This is a genomic window from Pseudomonas sp. R3-41, assembly GCF_054161485.1.
The window spans coordinates 2,777,698-2,801,426 of record NZ_CP096421.1; the positions used below are offsets into that span (position 1 = coordinate 2,777,698).

Genomic DNA, 23,729 nt, shown 5'->3' on the forward strand with positions numbered 1-23,729 from the left:
TATGGGAGTGTAGACTCAATTTTCCTACCGTACCTGCGTTCGCTTCTCCACCAGTCGCATGGATGTGAGTAATCTCGACATTCATATAAAAAGCCTCAAGTTGTAGGCGGGCAGGTTTGGACCGTCCCAGTACGCACAGAGGGGCTTGATTGCCGATATTAGAGACAATCAAATGCGCTTGCGACCGCCTCAGCCCCAACTCTACAGGTTTCTGGCGATGCGCTCTTAAATCTGAGACGCGTACAAGGGAGGCCCCCTGAATTGGCTAGAGCGAGGGCGCTGCAGGCCGATAATCCTTTCAGGGGGTGCCAGGTATCGTAAGCGTTTGATCTACTGGGCCTATCCTTCATCCCGCTCTTTTTTCAAAGTCAGCGAGCGAAATTTACGGTTATTGTTGCCCTCGCTGTGCTGGTTCTTACTTACATCTTCGGCACTGTCATTGGTGTATCCGCGATTTCGAGTCATAAGGAGCAGTCAAGCCATCAACTTGCGGAATATGCCGCCTCGATGATTGAGCTCCCAATCGTGACGTGCACAGCCGCTCCTAGGAGCTAGGCGTTCTAAGCGCACTGGAGACGCTGCGCGACTCTGCAAACATAGGTGAAGCAAGAAGGCTGCTCAGCCACCTTAATGCTCAGTCCCCTAGCTATTCATGGATCGGGCTCACCGACGCCCAGCGCGCAGTCGTTGCTACCATCGGCCGTTTGCTTGAAGACGTCAGCAATGCGCACCAGTCAGTGTTCATGCAAGGGCAGGGCAAAACGTTTATCGGCGACGTACACGAAGCGGTAATGCTCGCAAGCTTTTGCCCTCCGGGGAAAGCAATGAAGTACGTCGATATCAGCATGCCGGTACAGGATAAAAGCTGATCAACAAGGTCGCGCTTGTTGCCACCGCCCCGATCTCCAAGCAGACCGACTATAAAAACGCACGATATGCATCGAGTTGGTCAGCGTGGCCTGAGGAGGGGGAACCGTGATGCCTTTTCGAACTGCCGTTGCTCCTGCTGGCGGTGATCGGCGTAGCAATCTCCGCTGAAATCGGCTACCCACTCGATGCACCAGCGCCGGACGGAGGCCGTTCCGGCGACACGCTGGCCCAGAGCATGGCCCCCAGCCATCAGGGCGGCATGCTGCAGCATTGTCAATTCAATTTGAAACGGCTCACGATGACTTGCTGGTGCTCGGCCAACCTCGCCAGCTCCTGGCTAGTCGCTGCTGTTTGATCCGCTCCGGCGCTGACCTGAATGGCTACGTCGTTGATCTCCATCACGTTTCGATTGATATCTTCCGCAACGGCACTTTGCTGCTCCGCAGCGGTGGCGATTTGCATGTTGCGATCGCTGATGCTAGAGACGCTCACGGCAATCTCCGCCAGTAGTTCCCCCGCGCGCTCGATATTGGAGGCACCGGTGCGCGTCTTGCTCAGGGTTTCCTTCATCGAACTGGTTGCGCGATCCGAGCCAGCCTGCAGTTTGGTGATCATGTCTTGGATGTTTCCAGTGGATTCTTGGGTTCTTTGAGCAAGCGTACGCACTTCAGTCGCGACCACCGCGAAACCACGTCCATGGTCGCCTGCCCGCGCAGCTTCGATGGCTGCGTTCAAAGCGAGCAGGTTAGTCTGTTCGGCGATGCCTCTGATGACATCCAGCACCGTTGAAATCGAATCACTTTCACTTTTTAGCTCGCCAATAATGACAGCGGTTTCATCCGCTTGCTCGGACATGTCCTGGATGACACGGACGGTCGCTTCGATTTCCTTTCTGCCTTTTTCGGTGCTCTGGCTCACTTGTTGTGACAAGGTTGCCGCATCGCCGGTGCTCTGTGCAACATCACGAACGGTGGCGCTCATTTCGTTGATGGCAGTGACCACCAGTTCTGTTCCCTGGCGTTGGCGTACAAGGCTCTGACTGGTCTGAAGCGTGACAGCCGAAGCCTCTTCAGCGGCAGTCGCCACTTGTGCGGTCGCGGTTCCTATTTCTTGAATGATTTGACTGAGCTCGGTAGCCGTGCGATTGAGGTTGCTGGCGATTGTGCCAAACTCATCTCTTCCCACATAGGTGGCTCGGCTGGTGAGGTCTCTTTCGGAGAGAGCGATCAGCACGCTATTAACTTCCCGTACTGCTGTCCGGATGTTACGGATGATAAGGGACGATAACAGGACCACTGCTACCACTGCGCCCCCAACCGAGGCTAGTACAATACATAACACGAAATATGCGTGGACATGCTCCTGATTGGCCAAGTCGCGTATGTGTAGGCTGAGCGCATTTTCGACGTCACTCATCTGATCTATTCTGGCCGTCGATAGCTTGAACCATGACTCGGCCGAGACGTCGAGTGATTGGCCTATAGGCGTATCGAAAATCAATCGCTGAAGCCTGGCCACTTCCATACCGTCGGCTGCCGCCATCTTATCGTCCAGTTGACGGACATAAGCTGCATCGGCGCTGCTGCGAAATGCCTCTGCATAAGCTGAAAACTCGCCCAGGTTTCGGCTGAAGATTGAAAGCAGGTCTGAATCTACACGGTTCTGGTTGAACACCACCCCTAATGTTGCGCGTTCCCGGCCGGCTCGCTCTTTCATCTCGATGAACTGATTGAGCGAGGAGAGACTTCGCGCCAACTCTGGCTTTTTCACACTGCGTTGGAGTGCATGTGTATAAGCAATCAAGGATTCAATGATTTTGGTGAACCGAGCGCCCGATTCTCGATTGTTGAGCGCCAGCGCATCAATCTGGCTACGAATGGTCTGCAAAGAATCCAGCGCCGCAGTGGCTTGGCGGACTTGATTATTTTCCAGCGCAGGTAAGCGGCGGGCTGCATTGATGGCTTTGTCAGTCTGCTGTCTCAACCCAATTAACACGTCCCGCATGGACATTCCTTTACTGGCCAGAAAAACGCCGCTCGCCCCGCGCTCACGCTGCAGAACTGTTATCAATTGGCTGAACGTCCGGGCCGCAGTACTGGCTTCCTGCGTCTGCTCCATTTCTCGAAGCGTGTGATAGTTATCGATGACATGGAGGGTTGCGAACCAAAGGAATCCGATCAATGGGAACACCACAATCAAGATCAGCTTAAAGCTCAATGAAATATTTCTGAACACGACTTATTACCTTGTCATTCGCATCAGTGTGACGCGAGGGTAGGAGAGTCCTGAAGTCGTGCTTATAGTGGGCGCACGTGAACAGGAGATGCCATGGGGCTGCTGCACGCAAGGGACGCTGATTTTCTGCTCTGTTTATCGGTCCGGTCTTCATCTCCTTGAGTATCTCAAGTGGATAAAACCTGTCCAAGCGATCAAATCTGATGAGTGGCACCTGGCACCTGGCACATAAGGCAATGAGAGGCTGAATCGTTTGCCATGCGCTACGATTTTTGGAGGAGAAGGCCAGGTTCCTCCTCACTCTGCTAAGTCAGGCGCGGGGTGGCAGCCACTGACCAGCCAGTTCCTTACGTGGATAAGAATCCCACGTCCAGCAATTCCGCGAAACCTGGGGTACCTCACTGAATCTATTGTTGCGCCTCGAAAAATGAGTGATATCGTGGTGCCATGTCGTCGCGGAACGGCCTGACGGCAACGCATCTCGTTGGCTTGATGGCCCGCGCTAAATAATGACGCTTCGCTGGAGACCACGCTTGTTACGACATCGAGTGACCAAGACTAAGGCAGGGCTGATCGCCATAGCTGTCTTGTTAATCACGTTGGTTCCAATGTGGGTCGCTCTAAATGCGTGGCTTAAGCACGAGCAGGTGTTGGTAGAGCAAGCGGCGGGCAATGACGCCATGAATCTTGCCATTGCGTTTGAGGAACACATCCAAAGTGTGGTCCGTTACGCTGACGCTTTGCTTCAAGACATACGTGAAGATGTTATTGAAGATCCGGAAGATTTCGAGGAGGTAGTAAAAGAAGAGCTTCAAGTCGATGGAAATATGATCGCTCAAATTGCTGTTATTAATGCGGAAGGCAGACTGGTTTATTCATCGTTGGGGCCTGTAGACAAAAGCGTAGATCTCAGTGGTCGAGAACATTTTCAAGTGCACCTGAGAAATCCTTCGCACGATAAGTTGTTTATCAGCAAGCCAGTGCTCGGCCGTGTGTCGGGTATCTGGTCGATACAGTTTACCCGGCCGATAGTCGCTGAAGGAAAGTTTGCCGGGGTCTTTGTGCTCTCGATACCCGTCAGCTTTTTTACGGATGTCTATCGAAAGATTAACGTCGGCCCTAGCGGATTGATCGCGTTGGTGGGAAAGGATCGTGTTCCGCGGACCGTGGCTTCCAAGTCCGGACACAACACTGTTTTGGATGGAACAGTTCTTTCTGAGTATGAGCCCTATTTCGATAACGCCAATTCTGCCGAAGGGGTGTATCGCGGGGCAAGCCCCTTCGATCGGGTTGACAGTTTGATCGCTTACCGTCGCTTAGAATATAGCGAGCTCATTGTTCTGGTGCAGCTTTCACCTGCTGACTATCTATCCTCCTTCAACGTACGACGTCAATTCCTGCTGTTTTCTGCAACCGTTACGTCCGCATTACTGCTCGCGTTTGCTGTATTTTTATATTTTGTCAGTCGGCAACATTTTGGCAATGCCGCTGCACTTAAACAATCCCACAGCGCATTGCGAAAACTTGTCAGTGTCGATCTCCTGACGGGAGCTCGAAGCAGGGGGGACTTCTTGGAGGCGATGGAAACGGAGTTCAGTCGGGCGAAGCGTCATGGCACGGAACTCAGCCTGATATGGCTAGATCTTGATCATTTCAAACGAGTGAACGATACATACGGCCATCCCGTCGGTGACACGGTGCTAAAACACGTGGGGACCCTTTGTAGTGGAGTTCTACGAGCCCATGACGTATTCGGAAGGCTCGGGGGCGAGGAGTTCGGTGTCATCTTGCCTCAAACAAACGGAATGGATGCCTTGGACGTCGCCGAGAAGTTACGGCTGACTATTGAACAAGCCATTATCCCAACGGAACGTGGTCCTCTTCAGGTGTCAATTAGCTGTGGAGTTGCTCACCTGCTACCCCAAGGCGACAGTCCCGCTCAACTGATCGTCCGGGCAGACGATGCGCTGTATAGAGCAAAGCATGCGGGCCGGAACAGAGTATGTGCTGCCTCTGTCAATGAGACGATGGAGTCACCAAGCAGACCGGCCGACAGCAAGACATGAATGTTGGTGCCCTTGTTTTCCAGGCAAGCAAGCAGCCCCAACTGCCGAATCTCAAGCGAAAGCTCATTGATTGCTACTCAAGCCGCCGCGTTGCGCTGATACCCGTTTGTTGATCTAAATCAAGCGCATAGCTTTGAATAGTGGCAGATTGATTTCAGGTCGGAACAATTACTAATAAGAGACAAACCTTTTATGCTAACCTGCCGCTTTTTTTGTAGACATTGCGCTGACTTCAAAGTCTCATTTCGGCGGTCTCGACACGACTATCCAACCGGTCATTGCTCCCCATATTTCGAATGCCTCCATGTTCTTCAGGAGTGGCTGGACCCACTCCTCCAAATGCCAAATATGCAAGGGATTCTGCTCATCTCCCTCCAGAGTGGGTAAGTGCTATGTCGTACCGTAAGGAGCTCTCAACGGTTTTCATCCAAACGCTGGAACAGAGTGTCGACAGCGTTGTTGTGATCGATAAGAGCAACAAAATTATTCTGTTCAATGTGGCTGCACAGAAACTCTGGGGATACAGCAAAGAGGAAGTCTTGGGCAGAAATGTCGATGTTCTGGTCCCTGCAAACATTCGCGTCCATCATGATGGTTATATCGAGGCCAACCGCCGCACAGGGGTCAATAAAATTGTTGGCACCAGTCGTGATGTACCTATTGAGTGCAAGGACGGCACCCGGCGCTGGGGGGCAATGTCTATTTCGAAAATTAAACATCAAGGGGAAATTTTATACACCGCCTTCATTAAAGATATCACCCAACAACATGTAGAACAGCACCGTTTGTATCTTCTGTCATTAGTCGTCGACACAACGGAAAACGCCATCATCATAACCGATGCCGCTTGGCTGATAGTTTTTGTCAATGACGGGTTCTGTCAGATGTTTGGTTACAGTCCTCCAGAGGTTATCGGCAAAACGCCCATCAAAGTCCTGGCGCCGTACTTGGATGAGTCACGTATTGGAGCGATTCGTTGTCAAGTTAGCCAAAGTAACGCCTATCAGGGCCAAGACTATGGGGTCCACCGCGACGGCTCACGCGTCTGGTGTAACGTCACCATCCACTCGGTTCACGATGACCATGGACATCTGACCAACACCGTAAGCGTGTTGACGGACGTGACACATACGCGGATGCATGAAGTACTACGGCATAAGATACTGGAGGCGATGGTTCGCGAGGAGTCATTGGAAACCGTATCGAACCTCGCGTGCCTGGAAGTCCAGCGGATTGCACCGGAAGTGATTGCAACCGTCTTGCGCGTCGATGACCGGGGTTGTTTACAGACGTTGGCGGCACCGGGTCTTCCGTCGGTGTTTTCCAGCTCGTTGGATGGGACAGTGATTGGCGTCGAGCCCGATGGTCCTGCGGCATCGGTAATCAGCGTTGACGCAACTATGATCAGCGAGATGGCTGTCCACCCATTTTGGAGCGATTTCAGAGAGTTAGTGCAGCCACTCGGTTTGACGAGATGCTGGACGACGCCAATCAGGTCCAACGATGGGCGGCTGCTCGGCATGTTCGCTTTCTACTACCGCGACTTATGTCAGCCCAGCAAATTACATCTTCTGCTCGTCGAAGCTTGCATTTACTTGTTTGCTTTGGCGCTGGAACGAGAAAAGTCGCGTGTGCATATACGCCAGTTGGCGTTCTATGACGAACTGACTGGCCTGGCCAATCGCAATTTGCTTCATGCACGGGCTGAGCAGGCTATCGCCCAGGCATCGCGGCATAAATCAAATCTGGCGGTTGTGTTCATCGATCTGGATCGATTCAAACAGGTAAACGACTCGTTGGGGCATCCCGCAGGAGATGAATTTTTGCGCCTCATCGCCCATCGTTTGTCAGAGGATCGGCGCGAGTGCGATATTGTCAGCCGAATATCGGGCGATGAATTTGTCCTAGTCCTGCCACAATGTACGCTGGCACACGCAATTGACCTCATCGAAAAGCTGCGGGCACGACTCTGTCTTCCTTGCCAGATTTGCGGGGTGACGCTCAAACCCTCGGCGAGCATTGGGGTTAGCTTGTTTCCAGAAGATGGCCACACGATGGAGGTATTGTTACAACGTGCCGACATGGCCATGTATCAAGCCAAGACGCGTCTGCGCGGAAGCGTTTGCTTTTTCAACGATGGGCTTGGCCAACTGACACAAGGCCGCCTGCGTCTCGAAGCTGCGTTACGAGAAGCGATGGACCAACGATCCTTTCATTTAGTCTACCAGCCACAAATCGACCTGAGTGACTCGAAGTTGTACGGCATGGAGGTGCTCGCGAGGTGGACTCATCCTCAGCTAGGAGAAATCTCCCCGTTAAGTTTTATTCCCATGGCGCAAGAATGTGGCTTGATCAGCGAACTCGGCTTATGGGTGTTGAGTAAGGCTTGCTGTCAATTGTCTGCCTGGCGTAAGCAGGGCCTGCAGGTCCCTTCCGTGTCAGTAAACATGTCGCCCACTAATTTTCATAACCGTGATTTCTCAAGGATGGTAGTCCGTACGCTTGAGCAGTACGGTCTTCAGGCAAAGGACCTGACCTTGGAAATTACGGAGAATGTGCTCATGGATATCAACCCCGATACCCTGACCACCATTGAAGAGATGCATAAGCTAGGTATAAGCCTGGCGATGGACGATTTCGGTACCGGATATTCGAGCCTTGGTTACTTGCAGCGCCTCCCGATCCAGGAGCTTAAGCTGGATCGCAGCTTTGTCCATGACCTTGAAAGCGACACTACAAGTCAGGCATTGAGCGAAGCCGTTATCCGCATCGGCGAAAGTTTGCAAATTCGGGTGGTCGCCGAAGGCGTCGAGACCGAGGCGCAACAGCGGATCCTGATGAATCAAGGATATAAGATCGCTCAGGGATTTCTATTTTCCAGGCCGCTGGGCGCAAAAGAGATGGAGCGTTGGCTTGAAGATCATTATGCGTTTCATGACCAGACCTCCTGACCTGATACGGTAAACAGGCGCAAATGAGTTGTTCATAGCTCTGCATGCCGGTGGCAGCCAGCGACTTTGCGCTTTAAGCCTGGAAGGTCCAGAATACTAACGTTCCGTCCGTGCACATCAACCAGTTGCTCTTGGCGAAGGTGAGCGATACAGCGACAGATGGTCTCCAGGCGCAGTCCCAGATAGGAGCCCATGGCTTCGCGGCTCATACGTAGCACAAAGTCCCTGGGTGAGTAGCCGCGCATATTTAGCCGTTGGGACAAGTTCAGCAGAAACGCCGCCAGGCGCTCATCAGCATTCATATTGCCTAGCAACAGCAGCATACTGTGATCGCGAACAATTTCCTGGCTCAATAGCTTGTTGAGATTGTGCTGCAGGGATGGCAAGTCGCGGGCAAGTTTTTCCAAATGACTGAACGGAATTGGACAAACTTCACTGTCTTCCAGTGCTATCGCATTGCAGGCGTAGTGATTCGTGCTGATGGCATCCAGGCCGAGCATTTCACCTTGCATTTGGAATCCAGTGACTTGTTCGCGTCCGTCCATCGACAACACACTGGTTTTAAAGAAACCGAGCCGAACCGCATACAGAGAATGCAGCGGATCGCCCGTGCGATAGAGCGCCGTCCCTTTTTTTATTTTTATGCGCTGGGCGATTAGCGTATCGAGCCGATCGACCTCGCTGCCTGTCAGCCCGATAGGGAGGCATAACTCAAGCACGCCGCAATTGGCGCAAGCTTTTTTGAGAGACTGTGCGCGCACAAGGGTTTTGTACTCAGCCATGGGATGGATCCTCCTTTGGTTGGCAGCCAATGATGATAGAAGACCCCATCGCACCCTGTGTTTCTTTATCTTTTAGAACGCGAGTCGACTATTGGTGCCGCACCCTATGAACGGCTGGCACATCAGCAGGGACCTTATTTTCGTCGCGCTCGTTAATGTTTCACCTTGAAACGACTCAGTTCCTTCTGCATCAGTGCCGCCCGTTCCGAAAGATCCTTTGCCGCCACCGCGCATTCCAGCGAGTTGGATTGGTTCTTTTGGGTCACTTCATCGATTTGCTCAAGCCCGATGCTCGCTTGCTGCAATCCCGAGGCTTGCTCACTGGAGGCTTGGTAAATCAGCGACACCAGGCTGGAAACCGCGCCGGTTCCATTGACGATATTCTTCAACGATTCGGCGGTTCGGCTCGCGATGACCATGCCGCGTTGCGTCTTGCTCGAGGAGTCGGCGATCAGTGCGGCCGTTTGCTGAGCGGCCTCGGCACTGCGCGCCGCCAGGCTGCGGACTTCGTCTGCGACGACGGCAAAACCTCGTCCCAATTCACCCGCCCGGGCAGCCTCAATGGCCGCGTTCAACGCCAGCAAATTGGTTTGCGCGGCGATGTTGTCGATGGTCGTGATGATCGCCGTGATGTCTTTGCCCGAGTCGTCAATCTCGGCCATGGCGGCAATCAATTCGCCCATCAGTTGATCGCTTTCTCCCGCGTCGGCCCGCGATGCCTGGGATTGCTCGTCCGCTTGCTTGGCGTTGGCGGCGTTGTCTCGGGTCTGGGCGGCCATTTGGGTCATGACCGCGCTGATTTCGGTGATGGACGAGGCGGAGTTCGCCGCGCCTTCAGACAACGACTGACTGAGGTCGGTGACCTGCGCCGAGCTTCCGGTGATCTGGGTTGCACTGGACTGAACTTGAGAGATCAGTTGGTTGAGGTTGCTGACCATTTTTTCCAGCGATTTGCCCAAGGTGTCGTTGGGCGAGGACAAACGAACCTCCAGGTCCAGGTCACCTTCAGAAATGCGTTCTGCGACCCGCACTTGCCTTTGCAGGCTTTCAGACATGTCATTCAAGGCCAGGGACAACTGTCCTACCTCATCTTCGGTTTTCTGCACCAGACGCCGCGAGAAATCTCCCAGGCTGATGTTGGCGGCCAGGGCAGCTGCTTCGCGGATCGGGCCGACGATTTTCGCGGCGGCGAACCACAAGGCGACCAGGGCCAGCAACGAGATGCCCAAACCCACAGAGACCTGCCAGATGCTGTTACGAAGACTGCGCGCCTGCAGTTCTTGCTCCAGGGCAATGGCCTGGCTCATGACCACGGCCTTGGGCAGACGAATCAATACCGCCCACGGTTTACCGGTGCGGCCAAGCTCAATGGGCATCAGAACTTCGATTTGTTGCGTTTGCGTGTTGAGCACGCCATTACCGCGCCCGCTCTGAATCGCGCCCAGCACCGTTTCCCAGGACTCAGGCAGCAACGCCTTGATGGGCTGGCCAATCAAGTCCGTGCGCTGACTGTCAGCCACCACCAAGCCCTGATTACTGAGAATCGACACCGAGCCTTTGCCGCTGTAAAGCTCAGCGGACATTTGCTCGCTGAGTTTCTGGATAAAGGCGATGTCGAAGTCGGCCCCGACCACGCCGTAAAATTTGCCGTTTGAAACGATCGGCACCGACAGGGTGGTCAGCCAGACATTTTTTCCCTGGACCACGTACGGAATCGGGTCAAGCACGCTTTCTTTCAGGGTGTCGCGGGGACCGCTGTACCAACCGCCCTTAGGCACGCCGTTGGGATGGCGGTCCAAGGAGTCATATTCAACCAGCGGCTGCACCGCGATGTGGCCGCCTGCGCTGCGCGTCCAATAAGGTGTAAACCGGCCGGTCTCCGGATTGCTCCCATCCTGGGCCGTGCGAAACGCAAGGTCCTGGCCATCCAATGCGTCCGGTTCCCAGCAGGAATAGGTGCCATTGAAGTCAGGGTTATCCTTGAGCACCCCGAGCAATACGGCGTTGATCTGCTCCCGGCCCATTACTAGAGGGCTTTGTGAGGTTTTGCTCGCGGCAAACGCGTTGGCCATGGTACGCGCCGCATCCAGGGCATTCTGCAATTTGGCCTGGATGGCGTTGGCCCGGGATTCCGCCAGGTTCTGGATCTCCCGGATAGTCGAACGCTCGACCAAGGCCGAGACCTCGGTGGCGACGTATTGCTCGTTGGACCTGGAGGAGAATAGCCCGTAGAGCACCAGACTCAGTGATGAAACAAACAGGCAGATGCCCGCCGTCATGCAGATTCTGATTTGCAGCGATTTGAGTTTCATAAAGCCTCCCAGCCCAATCGTTGGGTGTGCCGAGATCGCGGCAACAACCCTTATGTTTTGCACGGTCCGGCCAATAACGTTGGCTTGGTTGGCACCCGACATGTCCAGGTAGATGGCTCAGCTGGCGCATGTAGCAACGTTACTTCTTGGCTCTGGCGGGAGGTCCTTTCCACAGTCTTATGATGTTGATTCGAGCGTGCAGGAGCGCCCCGGTGAATGTGGGGCCTCTCCTGAACAGGTGGATCAGGCACGTTGGGCGGGATTATTGATGGCACAAAGGCATCAATAAATTGTACTTTGGTATCCTTTTTATACAGGTTCCAGCGGCATTGGCCGCTGCCGCTGTAGGCCGAGGCTGGAAGAAGGGTTCTGCCCGAGCTCTGGCCATTTGCGTTATCGCTTGGCGAAACCGAAATAGCGCCGCGAAGAAAAACAGTGCACCGATAGCTGCAATCGCCAGGAACTGCGGCCAGACAATTGCCAGCCCCGCGCCGCGGTACAGAATGCCCTGGGCGAAGCTGACAAAGTGTGTGGTTGGGGCGGCCAGCGTCACGTTTTGCACCAGCTCCGGCATGCTTTCACGGGGTGTTGCCCCTCCGGAAAGCAACTGCAGTGGAATCAGGATCAGGATGCTCAGCAGTCCAAGTTGCGGCATGGAGCGCGCCACCGCGCCCAAGTAGATGCCGATGGAGGTGGTCGCGAACAGATGCAATGCGGTTCCCAACAGGTACAACCCGATCGAGCCGCTGATAGGCACCGCCAACCAACCTCGCACGACCACCCACACGGCGAAGGCGGTGGCCACCAGCACCACCAGGCCCATGGACCAGACCTTGGCTATCATGATTTCAAACGCGCGCAGCGGCATCACCAGCAGGTGTTCAAGGGTGCCGTGTTCACGTTCTCGAATCAGTGCGGCGCCCGTGAGGATGATCGACACCGTGGTGACGTAATCGATCAGCTGCATCATGGCAACCTTATTGGCAGACCTTCCAAAACCCGACGGGCAGTACGACAAGAATGCCGGCTTCTCGGTAGCCCCGGTTACACCTGATCTGATGGATGCATGGGTACGCATGCTGCGCTTGATGAATCGGCCCGAAGAGATTGCGGCCCTGGCACCCGTCTACGAACGTGAGATTTCGTTTCGCGTCTTGCATGGGCCTCACAGCTGGATGCTGCGTGACATCGGGGCCCCCGATAGCGCCATGGCTAGGGTCAGCTTGGCCATTCAATAAATGCGCCGTGACTTCCCTGAATCCATAGGAGCGGAGGCATTGGCGCAACGCGCTGCGGTGAGTGTTTCAGCCTTCTACCGTCACTTCAAAGCTGTTACAGCACTGGGCCCTTTGCAGGATCAGAAAAGGGTTCGCCTGCTACAGACACGGACACTGATAGTCGAGTGCCAAAAGTGTCACCCGTGCGGCGCTTGAAGTGGGTTGTGAAAGCGCTACGCAACTCAGTCGCGATTACGTACGGGTGTTTGGTTTGCCACCAGCGGGCGATGCAGCCCGAATTCTGGGGGAAACCAGAGGCGAGAGAAGGTAAACCAGTTTACTTTTTAGCATCAAACACCACGTGTACTTAGCCGCCGGTCTTAGATATGCCTCACTAATTGGCAAGACTTTGGCTCTGCTATGGCTCGGAAGTGGTCGTTCACGAATGGCTGCTTCTGTACCGAACGCGGCCGTTGGCGTCAGACAATGCGCTACTGGAGACCTGTTAGGTAAGATAGGCCGAACGTGCAGGCCTGTTTCGGTTATAGGCTAATGGTATCGTGAGAGTTGAATCGTTCCTCACAGCCAAATTCAGTAAACGCAAACCGTTGAGCGAGAGAAAATTGAATCGGTGGTTATTGGCATCTCATAAATCGCCATATAGGCCAGATCTGGAACGGATGCTTTATTTGATGCGAAAATAGTCTTGCACGGAGTGAGCGGTTGACCGTCACCCGCGGCCATATGAACAAGTATTCTCACGCGCCCACTAAGTGCGGCCCATCGCCGATAACTCCAACACGTCATAATAGATGTTCTGACGTTGATTTCTTCGTTACCGGCATGCCTTTGGGGCGGCGTTTGAAAAGCCACGAAATAGCTTTTCGATCGCCGTTATGGGACTTGAGTGATTAGGTCACTCAGCTGGTGCGAAAAAAGTCTGGGTCCAGTATAAGTTCGCGGAGCGGCTTCAAGCGGTCTTCTGCGTCCTTGGCCCGGAAACGGGAACGCTCGGCATCTTTCTTAGAACCTTGCGCTTCTGCCAGGTCGCCCATTTGACGAAGCAGTAGAATTCTTTCTTCAACCGCCCTGAGCGCATCCCAGAGCCCAGTATCAATCGCGGCGTTAATTTCAGCGATTAGGGTCTTGATCGAAAACGCATGGCCCGTATGGCAGCGAAACCTGACAATCGATCCTTCTTCTATCTGCACCAAAACTCCATGACAATCGGGGCATGTATAGCTCGAAATATTCCCTATACTCATGACGCCAGCTTCCAAGCCGTTGCCATTTTCACTGATGCTCGTCTCGATCAGGATGGCGCTCGTTTAAGGGCCTTGTGGCCAGTTGCTTGATCGGCAATCTAACCCGCGTTGCTATCTGATTCGCCAGCTCAGTGAGTGTGCCTACAAAGTCTGTTTCGACGTGCTCTATTGCACTACGGGGCATGGAATCATAAGTAGCTTCGGAAGGATCCTGCACAAGTGCCGTACCGTTTCTGTCTTTTATCGCCCAAAGCCCCGCAGTTCCATCGTCTAGCGCGCCGGTCAGTATCACTCCGATCACCCTGGAGTCATAAGCCATCGACGCTGAGCGAAAGAGTACATCGATAGCCGGACGAACTCTGCATTCCTTCGGTCCGCGAGTAAGGCGGACCCCCTCCTTAGTCACAAGCAGATGGTGATCAGCGCTGGCGACGTAGACGGTTGAGGTTTTGAGCGGTTGATTGGCTTGGACCGAAATGACCTTCATGCTGGTTTCACGAGCAAGTATCCTGCCTAGCTCACTCGGCGAGTGCGGAGGAATATGTAGCACTACCAAAAAAGCCGCTGGCAAGTCAGAGGGTAAGGAGCGAAATAGACTCCTTAATGCTTCGACTCCACCGGCGGAAGCCCCAATAACGATAATATTCCGACAGTGGCTATCGAGTTGCATAGATACACACCTCCCTCTCTAAAAACGAAACACAAGATTACCAACCACACCCTGATGGAAGGTTTAGTTCCTCACAAATCGGGTGAACGTTCGATTGAAGCGCGACTAGCGATCAGTGTTTTTTCCGAAATACGGCCCTCGCCTGGTCCCAGGCTTTTTTGCCTTCAAGGCATTTCGCATCAGCTGCTGCGCGCGCGTTTTGAAACGCGATCATGGCTTCAGGCGAATCTGTGGCATGGGTTAGCAGTTCATAAGCGATCGCGTTGAGACGATCAGCCTCTCGAAACAGTTCGTTTGTGCGGTCGGTGGCTTCATGCCAAGCGGAAATAATGGCGTTATTTCTCATGATCGTCCTCGCGTGTCATCCGGCCTTTGATTGGTAAGAGAGGAGCGCCTTTAGTTTCTCGAAGCTTACGTTTATGGACGCAATTTTTGCTTAATGCAAATGGATTCGGATGGTGGCGGGCGTCAAGGTCGTGGGCGTGCTGCAAGTATTGACCGCCCCACGCACGACCGTGTCCCAATCGATGAGCGCGATCCTGACAATCGAGAGGACAACGCCGCTTGGGAGTTGCTGATCGAACTGGTCCAGAAGGGGGCCCATCCACTGATTGCCAAGCGCTTCGGCCATGCCCTGGAACAGGAGGAAACGCACCTGGCCGGTGCGCAACTTCATCAAGCAAGATCTTCTTGCGTAAGTGAGCTGAGCCTTGCTTACCATCTGGCGCCACCCTAGTTTATCCGGGGTGGGACCACTGGCTCGAACTTTTAAAGGACAACCGCCCGTGAGTGAAACCTACTTGAAAATGAACTGAAAGCCTGGCGGCAGTTGCTCGAAGACGACGCCTATCGCCCGGAGTTTCCCGAGGATTACCACGCCACATGATTCGGCGCGCCGATGAACGGGTGTTGCAGGAGTTCATCAGGCTGGACCGCTGTTTCGAATTGCTCGCGGACATGACAGCGAAGGGGGGGCGGGCGACACGACTTCGACGTCCGCGGCATTGCTCATCAGGAATAATCTCAGCTCCTGAGTGTCGGGCAATTCACACCGCAGCAACCATCTGTTTGTGTGTCGGTCATGGTCTTTCCCCTGGAGAGGACCCAGCATGAGGCCAACGGGCACAGTACGCTCCGCCAATCTTGCTCTCTTGAGCGCCCCGTCCGGTCGTTATTTACCGGCCAGTGACAAGCCGTGCGTTACCTCTTGGCCGGCGAGTCGACCAGCCTCCAAGCCCCCAGGAAATAAAACACGCCACCGGCAACAATGAAGAGGGCGAGCATGTAGAAGATGCAGTGAGGCGGTTGCGTCGCCAATACCAGGCCACACAGCACCGGTCCGGAGGCGGCGCCGAGGTTGCCAAGATTTTGCGCAGCGTAGTACATGCCTCGCAAGTGGTCGGGCGCGATGTTGTCGATGAACATGTATTCAGCGGGGAAGACAATGATCTCTCCGAGCGTGAACACCGCCATGGCAATCACCCAGAGCACGAGGGTATCGGCCAGGGCAAAGCCGGCCAACCCAAGGATGAACAGACTCAGCCCCGCCGTCAGCCACAGGTTCAGATGATGTTGAGAGACTCTTCGGCCAATGGCGTATTGCAGGCTGATCACCATCAGCGCATTGGTCGTTACAATGGCGCTGATGGTGCGATAGGTGAACTCTGCTGATGTCGTGACCACCAGGTACTGTGAGAGATAGGCCGTGAACTGGCCGAAGACCACCGCGCTGAGCAGACCGCCGAGGGTGAAGCACACTAAGCGGTAATCCCGGAGCAAAAGCTTGCCTACGGCCAGGAAAGGCACAGGTTTGTGGCTCGCATCAACGACCGTCAGGCCTCTGTCGCCCCAGACGAAATAGACCAGGCAGAATCCGGCACCCAGCATGCCGGACAACAGGAATGGCAAGCTGATGTCCAGCTTGGCCATGCCCGCCCCCAGAAACGGCCCAACGGCATAACCGATGTTGGTCAGCGTGTATTTGATTGAGAACGCTTCGCTGCGCTCGGCGATTGCAACCACGCTGCCAAACCCTGCCTTGACCGCGATGTCGATGACGGCATAAGCCAGGTTGACCAGTATCAGGCAACCGTAGAACAGCCAGAGCTCGCGAGCCAGAAACATCCCGAGAAACCCCACCGTGAATAGTGCGCTGAATCCCAGGATGAGTCGGTGGCTGGGCATATTGTCCACCAGGAAGCCGCCGTAGAGGCTCAACAGGGAACCGATGATCAATGTGCTGCCGATCACCAGGCCGATGTCGGCGACGTTCAATCCAAAGTTGCCCGACAGGTAGATTACCAGGTAGGGCAGCGTGATTGCCCGGGCCAGCGTCAAGATGAGTGACGCTGAAAGCAGCAAATTGACTGACGGGGGATAGCGTTTAAGGGTGGTGAGCATCCTTGCCTCATTCGAGCGGAATTTCATGCACAGCGTTTATCGCGCAGTGATTAGGCGGCTGCTAAGCTTACTGAGGATTTCAATTATGATTTATGATGTTTTTTCTTGCATTGAGTGAATTAGGATCATGAATCAAGGGTGTCCATGTTTTCCTCCGAACGATTGAAGGGCATCGATGTATTCGTCTGCGTCGCTGAAGCCGGCAGCTTCAAGGCTGCTGCTGAACGGATGAGCCTCACGGGTTCTGCCATCAGTAAAAGCGTTGCTCGCCTGGAAAGCCGGCTCGGCGTCCGACTGTTCGACCGTACGACCCGACGTGTTTCGCTGACCGATGCAGGGGGCGCCTTTTTTCGCACATGCACAAGCGTGCTTGCCGACCTCGAAGAAGCCGAGCTGTCGCTACAGGCTGAAAACGCCGAGCCCCGTGGCAGGGTCCGGATCGACCTTCCCGGTGCTTTCGGCCGTTCCCAGGTACTGCCTGTCGTCTTGCGCTGCCTGGAGCGATACCCCCAATTGGTCCCGCACATTTCGTTCTCCGACAGTTTCATCGACGCCGTACAGGAAGGTGTGGACATCGCTATCCGTTTGGGCGGCGCAGAGGTATGGCCGGACACGTTGGGGCATCGGTACCTGGGTAGCGAATGGTATATTTTCTGCGCATCACCTGCGTATCTCGCCAGGCATGGCACGCCCCTGACGGACCTTGATCTGGAACAGCACCGGTGCATCGCCTACGGATGGCGGGATGGAAATGTCAGCCCTTGGAATTTCGCCGGGCGCCACTGGGGCGAAACGGCCAGGATGCAGGTGGCTCCAACGCTGGTGGTGGGCGATGGCGAGGGCTTGGTGGTTGCGGTGTTGGCGGGCTGCGGTATCGTCCAGTTGCCGTCCTGGTTGGTCCAACGGCAATTGGACGAAGGAACATTAGTCGAAGTACTGCCCCAGTTGGCAACAGATGGGATGGCGATCAATCTTGCCTGGCAGAAAAGCCGTGAGACGCTGCCCAAGGTCGCTGTTTTAATAGACTTACTGACGGCCAATTTGACTCAGGCGGTAGGAGGGCGGGCGCAACGGTTATAAAGGCTTTTGCCCGTGGTGCCAGAATCAGTCGGCACCGAGTCATGACAGCAGACGCACAGCTTGTTGCCATCGAGATCTCGAAAGTAGGCACCGTGATAATTGGAATGGTGGTGGGATCATAAGCCGGGTTCCCCCTCACATGTCCCGCCCAGTGCCACAGATTTCTCTCGATCATTGGCCTATTATCCGATTTGCCTGCGAGAAGATAGTTCGGGATTGTGCCGTGCGGGGCGCCCCTTGGGTGGAACAGCGCATGCTGGCCCCGGCCCCTTAACCTCGTAGCGAGGCAGTACCTCGTCCAGCGTCTAAATCTGATGAGTGGTTCCTCAAGGATTCAATGGGAGCTTCTTAGCGCAATCTCCTAGCTACCCCGACACCTGGCGATAGCGGTTACTTGCCTTATTATTGGGTGCGATAACCTGTTAACTGCCTCCGCCTCCTGCCGTTTTCTTCTGCATGCCGACATCATTGGCCCCCAAGAGCGTGATCGTTAATGCCTGATCGTAAAGCAAGCCTTCTCTTCGCTACCGCTGCCGCGAGTATTGTTATGGCCGTCACCGCGGCCGTGAGTCCCACCACGCTGTTCTGGACAAATGAGACGCGCCTGGAGCGAAACGTTGTCGAGGCGCAGATAGATCGTATCCGCGCTGTACAGGGCTTGTTGGTTGATGCCGAGACCGGTGAGCGTGGTTATGCTCTGACCGAAAAGGATGTTTTTCTACAACCTTATTACATCGCGGTGTCCCAACTGCCTTCGGCGCTCAAGGCCCTGCGCGCGTCCTATCAAGGCGATCCCGCCGAAGAGATTGGTCGCGTTGAAGAGTTTATCCGCCACGCTGAACTGAAAATGACGCATTTGGATCGGGTGGTGAAGCTGGTAAGCCTCCACGGAAATGATGCGGCAGAGGCTGAGATTGCCGCAGGCGGTGGTAAGGACCTGATGGACACTGTGCGCACCATCAGTGCAGAACTGATCAGTGACGAAGCAGAGGAGCTCGCGGTTCTCGAGCGTCAACTTTTAAGCAACATCCGCTGGGCCGTCGCGATCTCCATCGTCAGTTTTATCGTGACCTTGGGCTTAGGTCGCTTTATCTATATATCCATGCGACGAAGCGTGCGACGTCAATCGGAGTCCGCCGCGGCGGCCATCCTCGTCAGTGATCAACTGAGCCAGAGCCTGGAGCGGTTGAAGCGGCGCAACGGGGAGATAGGCCTTCTCGCCGAAATGGCAAGACTGGCGCAGACGGAGTTGACTCAAACGGAAACGCTCCAACTGGCCAGCACCTACTGTCAGCGACTAATACCCGCCAGTGAAGGGGAGTTTTTTCTCTATCGCAACTCGGCGGATGTTCTTCAGTGTGCGGCGTCGTGGGGCCAAGCTGAAGGGACGGCTGCTGATGTGATGCTCAACCCCAAGGACTGCTGGGCGATCCGGCGAGGGCGATGGCATTTGACTGAGCATCACCACGACCTTTCCTGTCGCCATTATCCAGCGGCGTCGGGCACCGACCAAGTGACCGATTGCTGTTTGCCCTTAATGGCTTATGGCGAGATTCTGGGGCTGTTGCATATCCGTCAGGTTGGACTGCGGGACCTATCCGAAGAGCGGTTACAGATTGCTGAGGCTGTGGCGGAACAAACGGCTCTGGCGTTGGCGAATGGCCGGATGCGCCAAGTATTGGAAACTCAATCCATCAAGGATCCGCTGACAGGGCTGTATAACCGGCGGTTCATGGACGAGGCGTTAAAGCGCGAACTGGCGCGCTCTGAGCGCAACGGGTCAGCCCTGAGTGTCGTCATGCTAGACCTCGATAACTTCAAACATCTAAATGACTCCTATGGCCATCCAGCAGGCGACGCTGTGCTTCGTGCGGTTTCCGCTTTGCTTTTGCGATCGTTGAGATCGTCAGACATCGCATGTCGATTTGGCGGAGAGGAATTGATTGTGATTCTTCCAGAATGTTCCTCAGAGAGCGCTACGTCACGTGCTGAGGTCATACGAGCATCTCTTGAAGGGTTGAGTCTTACGGATCACGGTCAGACATTCACAGTGACTGCTTCGTTCGGGGTCGCTTCTACAGAAACCAGCGGGTTGGACCAAGGCTCTCTTTTGAAGGCAGCTGACTCAGCGCTTTACGCAGCCAAGCGGTTGGGGAAAAACAGAGTTGAATGCTGGCCTCAGGTGAAGCATGAGCGCTAGAAGTTTCGATGGGATGCAGCAGGCTGATCGCTGCTCGTCGCCCGATCAGAAGCACCAGCGATGACTGGTTGGCTGCCGCAGACACCGCAAAGGTGTCACAGTTGAGTACCCGCAACCCGAGCGCCCGGTCCAACAAATGGAAAAAGCAAAGTTGGCGTTAGGGCAAAACACAGTAACCGCCCAGGCATCTCATCTTGCATGGGAGATATCTACGTTTTTTACTCATCTTAGCGATCTGATGAGTCTCATGGTTCCTGCAAAAATGACGGTTTCTTCCACTATTGCGATGGGCCTATGCTAAATTTAGATCAGTTATGAATGGATTGTTCGGTTATGGAGAACGCATCATGCTCCCAATAGGCGTCTCGCTACTTGCCGTAGGCTTAGGCACCGGCAATCCTGGCTTTTGGATACCAGGCTGCGTCTTCGCGGCTATAGGGTGTTCTCAAAGAGCTAAACGTCGAGACTGACCGTAAGCAGTCAGCCTACGCATCGCTCACATCACGCACATCAAGTTGGCATCCACTTATGTGGCAGTAATTGCCCGACTCGTCCTTAAATGGATTCGAGTGCAAACGGACAAAGCCATGGCGCTACCACCTGCTTTCATTACGCTTACTTTGCAGTAGTCGGAGCGCATTCCGAGGCTTCTTTATCGAGCATTTGCGTTTAAATCCCGTACCCGCGGGGCACCGTCAAAGTGACTGGCCGACCGAAAGCGCTGCCGCTTGTGCCACTTGAGGATTTTGAGCCTTTGAGACTGGCGGTTCGCGAGCTAATCCACTCTTGTGCCGCACCTCCATCGGCGATTAAGTGAACTTTTAGCCTGCGAATTTTTCCACTGCTCAGAGGTTATGCGAGGGCATGACGCTCGGATGAATCTTGCGAAAAAAATCCCCTGGCAGAGCCTCAAATGACAATAAACCCGTCACAACCCAAGCCCTCTTTGCGCCGCGCCGTCACGGGGCCGATGCTGTTTCTGTTCATCCTTGGCGATGTACTGGGCGCTGGCGTTTATGCGCTGGCGGGTACCATCGCCGGAGAGGTAGGCGGGGCGATCTGGGTGCCGTTGTTGATCGCGTTGTTTTTCGCCATGCTGACGGCAGGATCGTACGCCGAACTTGTCTCGAAATATCCTCACGCGGGTGCGGCGTCGGTGTTTGCCGAAAAGGCTTTCAAGTCACCGCTGATATCGTTCCTGGTCGGTTTTTGCATGCTCGCCGCGGCGGTGACCAGCGCCGCCGGTCTCTCTCTGGCCTTCGCGGGGGATTATCTTGGCGCATTCATCCAGGTATCACCCCACGTTGCTGCGCTGGTCTTCCTGCCGGTCATTGCCCTCTTAAATGCGCGAGGGATCAAGGAATCGCTGGGGGCGAATCTGCTGATGACCGTGATCGAGCTGTCAGGGCTGATGTTGGTCATCGTTGCTGCGGGTTACTTTTTCAGTTCTGGCGAAGCTGAACTGGCAAGGGCGCTGGAGTTCAAGCCTGGGGTCAGTCCAATACTGGCGGTGTTGGGCGCGGCGTTGCTGGCGTTCTATTCGTTCGTGGGTTTTGAGACGTCCGCTAATCTCGCGGAAGAAATCAAGGATGTCCGCAAGGTATACCCACGGGCCTTGTTCGCGGCGCTGATTACCGCAGGGGCGGTTTACATGGCCGTTGGGGTCGCCGCGTCCTCAGTGTTGCCAACGGAGAAACTGCTCGCCACATCGGCCCCATTACTCGAAGTGGTTCGGGCTTCCGGGCTCGACGTTTCGCCGCGCCTGTTCGCCTTTATCGCGCTCATCGCGGTGGCCAACGGAGCGCTGCTGACCATGATCATGGCCAGTCGACTCACCTATGGGATGGCAAATCTGGGGCTGTTGCCAGATGTCCTGGGACGGGTCCTGCCGCACAGGCGCACACCGTGGGCGGCGATTATTGCAACGACGCTCGTCGCCATCGCACTGACGCTGACAGGAACGTTGGCGACCTTGGCGCAAACCGTGGTGCTGCTTTTATTGTTCGTGTTCCTTAGCACCAACATGGCCGTGCTGGTGTTACGCAAGGACAAGGTTGCAGAGGAACATTTTCAGGTTCCCACCTGGGTACCCTGGCTGGCGATCCTGTCTTGCCTCGTATTGCTGAGTCAGCAAAACATGGGCACTTGGCTGCGAGGCGGGGCACTTGTTTTAGTGGGTGTGCTGCTGTATGTGTTTACCCGGCTTACCGTGCCTACCGTTGTTAAGCTTAACTAGCCGAGTAAATGGCACGATTAAAGCGTAGATTTTGAGTGGACCGCCTGTTTTGGGGACCAGGAAGAGTACTCTTCCTGCCTGACTCGCTGAGTTCGTTAACTTGAAAAAGCACCAATCGAGTAGCTCAAGCATTTGTTTAGGGGCTTGGGCGGGTAGGGGAAGTGCTTCTGCCCGCATCGAGACGATGCTGACAATTAAACAGTGTTTTGTATGCACCGCTAAGTCAGAGACCCTTAGCTCTGAATGATGTAATACGAGACTCGGATCATCATGGCAGATCATCGTCATGAGGCCGCTCAGCATCGACCATTTATGCGGCCGCAATCCTTCGGTATCCCCCTTCCGTTGCGTCGACAAAGGAGTCAGAAGGTCCTTCAGATACCAGACGCTTTATGGTGGAGGGCGGTCGCGAATCAGCTTAAGGACCACCCTCTTCATGAAGGAGCTAATACCTTGGTGGGACGTAGGCGGCGGGCTTGAAAGGTTCTGCGCCCGACAAGCGCCAGCGAACATTGGAAATGCCTAAACGCTCCGCGAGGGGTTTGCTGACACGCCTGACCTTTTCTCGACCGAACTTCGGAATCCGGCCCACGCCCGCATCGCAACTCGCCCAATGCCATGCCTCAGCGTTATTCATGATGTCTAAGCGAATGATGAAAGACTTCGGCACTCCATGTATTTCGTAATCGATTATGTACAACGTGGCTGAGGGCATCGTTATTCCTCCCGGTGAGGAGTTACTGAGTACTTGGAGGGCTTTTAATTCAATCCATCTGACGAGGCTGGACGTAGGTAAGCGTCCGGCGAACTCACCTTCCGAACTACAGCTTTAAGGGCGATGGTGTCCGCGTATTTTTAAGCGGACGCGATCACCCTCATCGCCAGGATTTCCATGCGCCAACGAAGCTCTTATCCGAAACCATTCAAAGCCCAAGTCGTTCAGGAATGCCTGCAACCTGGCGCAACCGTATCCAGTGTCGCCATCAACCACGGCATCAATGCCAACGTCATCTGCAAATGGATGCCACTCTATCGAGATCAGCCCCCAGCGACTTCACTACCGGCATTCGTACCGCTAAAAGCCGCACCTAAACGGCCTGCCGAAGCGTCAGTGATCATCGAGTTGCCCATGGCCGGCCAAGTGATCACAGTGAAATGGCCAACCTCAGATCCCGAGGGCTGCGCGCAATTTATCCGGGCTGTCGCTCAATGATCCGCATCGATGGGCGTCTGGCTTGCAGCGCGGCGGCTGAATCAAGGCAAGTTCCACTGGCCCGGCATTCGCCATGGCTGCGAGGTCGAACTCGACAGTGAACAACTCCAGGCTTTGGTGCTGGGCCTGCCGTGGCAGCGCGTCGGCGCAGGCGGTGTGATCAGCATGCTGTAAACGTCGGCCATTTGGCCGGTCTACTTGTCGTCGTTACGTGCCTGCTCTGGCACAATCG

At 54.8% G+C, this 23,729-nt stretch carries 16 protein-coding genes and 4 pseudogenes; 9 read left to right on the forward strand and 11 right to left on the reverse strand.

All coding sequences use genetic code 11. From position 1 onward, the window contains the following. Positions 1–991: 991 nt before the first annotated feature. Positions 992–1,108: pseudogene (locus M1D99_RS12610) on the forward strand (nitrate reductase cytochrome c-type subunit); the annotation flags it as partial. A gap of 35 nt (positions 1,109–1,143) precedes the next feature. On the opposite strand, the gene M1D99_RS12615 reads toward M1D99_RS12610, so the two are convergent. Both M1D99_RS12615 and M1D99_RS12620 read right to left on the reverse strand, forming a co-directional pair. Next, positions 1,144–1,851 (reverse strand): methyl-accepting chemotaxis protein, encoded by a 708-nt coding sequence (locus M1D99_RS12615; protein WP_458132138.1) that lies wholly within the window; start codon positions 1,849–1,851, stop codon positions 1,144–1,146. 153 nt (positions 1,852–2,004) lie between these two features. Then, positions 2,005–2,988: pseudogene (locus tag M1D99_RS12620) on the reverse strand (nitrate- and nitrite sensing domain-containing protein); the annotation flags it as partial. 665 nt (positions 2,989–3,653) lie between these two features. Here M1D99_RS12620 and M1D99_RS12625 point away from each other — a divergent pair. Both M1D99_RS12625 and M1D99_RS12630 read left to right on the forward strand, forming a co-directional pair. Beyond that, on the forward strand, positions 3,654–5,171 hold the full coding sequence (locus M1D99_RS12625; protein ID WP_458131964.1) for a sensor domain-containing diguanylate cyclase: 1,518 nt from the start codon (positions 3,654–3,656) through the stop codon (positions 5,169–5,171). Positions 5,172–5,563: 392 nt separating this feature from the next. Then, on the forward strand, positions 5,564–8,122 hold the full coding sequence (locus tag M1D99_RS12630; RefSeq protein WP_458131965.1) for an EAL domain-containing protein: 2,559 nt from the start codon (positions 5,564–5,566) through the stop codon (positions 8,120–8,122). Positions 8,123–8,154: 32 nt separating this feature from the next. Here the strand turns inward: M1D99_RS12630 and fnr are convergent, their stop codons facing one another. The 3 genes and pseudogenes from fnr to M1D99_RS12645 all read right to left on the reverse strand — a co-directional run. Further along, the gene (gene fnr, locus M1D99_RS12635; RefSeq protein WP_458131966.1) at positions 8,155–8,904 is read right to left on the reverse strand and encodes a fumarate/nitrate reduction transcriptional regulator Fnr; all 750 of its coding nucleotides are present in this window, start codon (positions 8,902–8,904) and stop codon (positions 8,155–8,157) included. 152 nt (positions 8,905–9,056) lie between these two features. Then, positions 9,057–11,216 carry a methyl-accepting chemotaxis protein gene (locus M1D99_RS12640; RefSeq protein ID WP_458131967.1) on the reverse strand — a complete coding sequence of 720 codons (2,160 nt, stop codon included), beginning with the start codon at positions 11,214–11,216 and terminating at the stop codon, positions 9,057–9,059. A 382-nt stretch (positions 11,217–11,598) separates the two neighbouring features. Then, positions 11,599–12,162: pseudogene (locus M1D99_RS12645) on the reverse strand (ABC transporter permease); the annotation flags it as partial. Between the two features lie 19 nt (positions 12,163–12,181). Between M1D99_RS12645 and M1D99_RS12650 the strand changes: the two are divergent. Beyond that, positions 12,182–12,764: pseudogene (locus M1D99_RS12650) on the forward strand (AraC family transcriptional regulator N-terminal domain-containing protein); the annotation flags it as partial. 589 nt (positions 12,765–13,353) lie between these two features. On the opposite strand, the gene M1D99_RS12655 reads toward M1D99_RS12650, so the two are convergent. The 5 genes from M1D99_RS12655 to M1D99_RS12675 form a co-directional block, all read right to left on the reverse strand. Next, entirely contained in the window at positions 13,354–13,644 is a 291-nt protein-coding gene (locus M1D99_RS12655) for a hypothetical protein (RefSeq protein WP_458131968.1), read from the reverse strand. 82 nt (positions 13,645–13,726) lie between these two features. After that, positions 13,727–14,368: a chemotaxis protein CheB gene (locus M1D99_RS12660; protein WP_458131969.1), complete on the reverse strand. Its 642-nt coding sequence runs from the start codon at positions 14,366–14,368 to the stop codon at positions 13,727–13,729. Positions 14,369–14,480: 112 nt separating this feature from the next. After that, positions 14,481–14,714, reverse strand: a complete 234-nt coding sequence (locus tag M1D99_RS12665) for a hypothetical protein (protein WP_434575618.1) — start codon at positions 14,712–14,714, stop codon at positions 14,481–14,483. Positions 14,715–14,804: 90 nt separating this feature from the next. Beyond that, positions 14,805–15,044: a hypothetical protein gene (locus tag M1D99_RS12670; RefSeq protein WP_434603940.1), complete on the reverse strand. Its 240-nt coding sequence runs from the start codon at positions 15,042–15,044 to the stop codon at positions 14,805–14,807. A 524-nt stretch (positions 15,045–15,568) separates the two neighbouring features. Then, positions 15,569–16,768 carry an MFS transporter gene (locus M1D99_RS12675; RefSeq protein ID WP_434603938.1) on the reverse strand — a complete coding sequence of 400 codons (1,200 nt, stop codon included), beginning with the start codon at positions 16,766–16,768 and terminating at the stop codon, positions 15,569–15,571. A 144-nt stretch (positions 16,769–16,912) separates the two neighbouring features. On the opposite strand from M1D99_RS12675, the gene M1D99_RS12680 reads away from it, so the two are divergent. The 3 genes from M1D99_RS12680 to M1D99_RS12690 all read left to right on the forward strand — a co-directional run bounded on the left by M1D99_RS12680 (position 16,913) and on the right by M1D99_RS12690 (position 22,284). Continuing rightward, positions 16,913–17,848: a LysR substrate-binding domain-containing protein gene (locus M1D99_RS12680; RefSeq protein WP_434603936.1), complete on the forward strand. Its 936-nt coding sequence runs from the start codon at positions 16,913–16,915 to the stop codon at positions 17,846–17,848. 493 nt (positions 17,849–18,341) lie between these two features. Next, positions 18,342–20,048 (forward strand): diguanylate cyclase, encoded by a 1,707-nt coding sequence (locus M1D99_RS12685; RefSeq protein WP_434603933.1) that lies wholly within the window; start codon positions 18,342–18,344, stop codon positions 20,046–20,048. A 913-nt stretch (positions 20,049–20,961) separates the two neighbouring features. Next, the gene (locus M1D99_RS12690) at positions 20,962–22,284 is read left to right on the forward strand and encodes an APC family permease (protein WP_434603930.1); all 1,323 of its coding nucleotides are present in this window, start codon (positions 20,962–20,964) and stop codon (positions 22,282–22,284) included. Between the two features lie 445 nt (positions 22,285–22,729). Here the strand turns inward: M1D99_RS12690 and M1D99_RS12695 are convergent, their stop codons facing one another. Continuing rightward, positions 22,730–22,999 carry a DUF6555 family protein gene (locus tag M1D99_RS12695; protein ID WP_434575625.1) on the reverse strand — a complete coding sequence of 90 codons (270 nt, stop codon included), beginning with the start codon at positions 22,997–22,999 and terminating at the stop codon, positions 22,730–22,732. Between the two features lie 177 nt (positions 23,000–23,176). Here M1D99_RS12695 and tnpA point away from each other — a divergent pair, with 177 nt between their 5' ends. Beyond that, complete coding sequence (tnpA, locus tag M1D99_RS12700; protein WP_434603928.1) at positions 23,177–23,497, forward strand: IS66-like element accessory protein TnpA; 321 nt, start codon at positions 23,177–23,179, stop codon at positions 23,495–23,497. A 9-nt stretch (positions 23,498–23,506) separates the two neighbouring features. Beyond that, positions 23,507–23,671, forward strand: coding sequence for an IS66 family insertion sequence element accessory protein TnpB (tnpB, locus tag M1D99_RS12705; RefSeq protein WP_434603926.1), 165 nt, complete (start codon positions 23,507–23,509; stop codon positions 23,669–23,671). Positions 23,672–23,729: the final 58 nt, after the last annotated feature.

Coding starts and splice junctions, on each gene's coding strand:
- M1D99_RS12615 (WP_458132138.1), bottom strand. CDS start 1,851: ATGAGCGCCACCGTTCGTGATGTTGCACAGAGCACCGGCGATGCGGCA.
- M1D99_RS12630 (WP_458131965.1), top strand. CDS start 5,564: ATGTCGTACCGTAAGGAGCTCTCAACGGTTTTCATCCAAACGCTGGAA.
- fnr (WP_458131966.1), bottom strand. CDS start 8,904: ATGGCTGAGTACAAAACCCTTGTGCGCGCACAGTCTCTCAAAAAAGCT.
- M1D99_RS12640 (WP_458131967.1), bottom strand. CDS start 11,216: ATGAAACTCAAATCGCTGCAAATCAGAATCTGCATGACGGCGGGCATC.
- M1D99_RS12660 (WP_458131969.1), bottom strand. CDS start 14,368: ATGCAACTCGATAGCCACTGTCGGAATATTATCGTTATTGGGGCTTCC.
- M1D99_RS12665 (WP_434575618.1), bottom strand. CDS start 14,714: ATGAGAAATAACGCCATTATTTCCGCTTGGCATGAAGCCACCGACCGC.
- M1D99_RS12670 (WP_434603940.1), bottom strand. CDS start 15,044: ATGAAGTTGCGCACCGGCCAGGTGCGTTTCCTCCTGTTCCAGGGCATG.
- M1D99_RS12675 (WP_434603938.1), bottom strand. CDS start 16,768: ATGCTCACCACCCTTAAACGCTATCCCCCGTCAGTCAATTTGCTGCTT.
- M1D99_RS12680 (WP_434603936.1), top strand. CDS start 16,913: ATGTTTTCCTCCGAACGATTGAAGGGCATCGATGTATTCGTCTGCGTC.
- M1D99_RS12685 (WP_434603933.1), top strand. CDS start 18,342: ATGCCTGATCGTAAAGCAAGCCTTCTCTTCGCTACCGCTGCCGCGAGT.
- M1D99_RS12690 (WP_434603930.1), top strand. CDS start 20,962: ATGACAATAAACCCGTCACAACCCAAGCCCTCTTTGCGCCGCGCCGTC.
- M1D99_RS12695 (WP_434575625.1), bottom strand. CDS start 22,999: ATGCCCTCAGCCACGTTGTACATAATCGATTACGAAATACATGGAGTG.
- tnpA (WP_434603928.1), top strand. CDS start 23,177: ATGCGCCAACGAAGCTCTTATCCGAAACCATTCAAAGCCCAAGTCGTT.
- tnpB (WP_434603926.1), top strand. CDS start 23,507: ATGGGCGTCTGGCTTGCAGCGCGGCGGCTGAATCAAGGCAAGTTCCAC.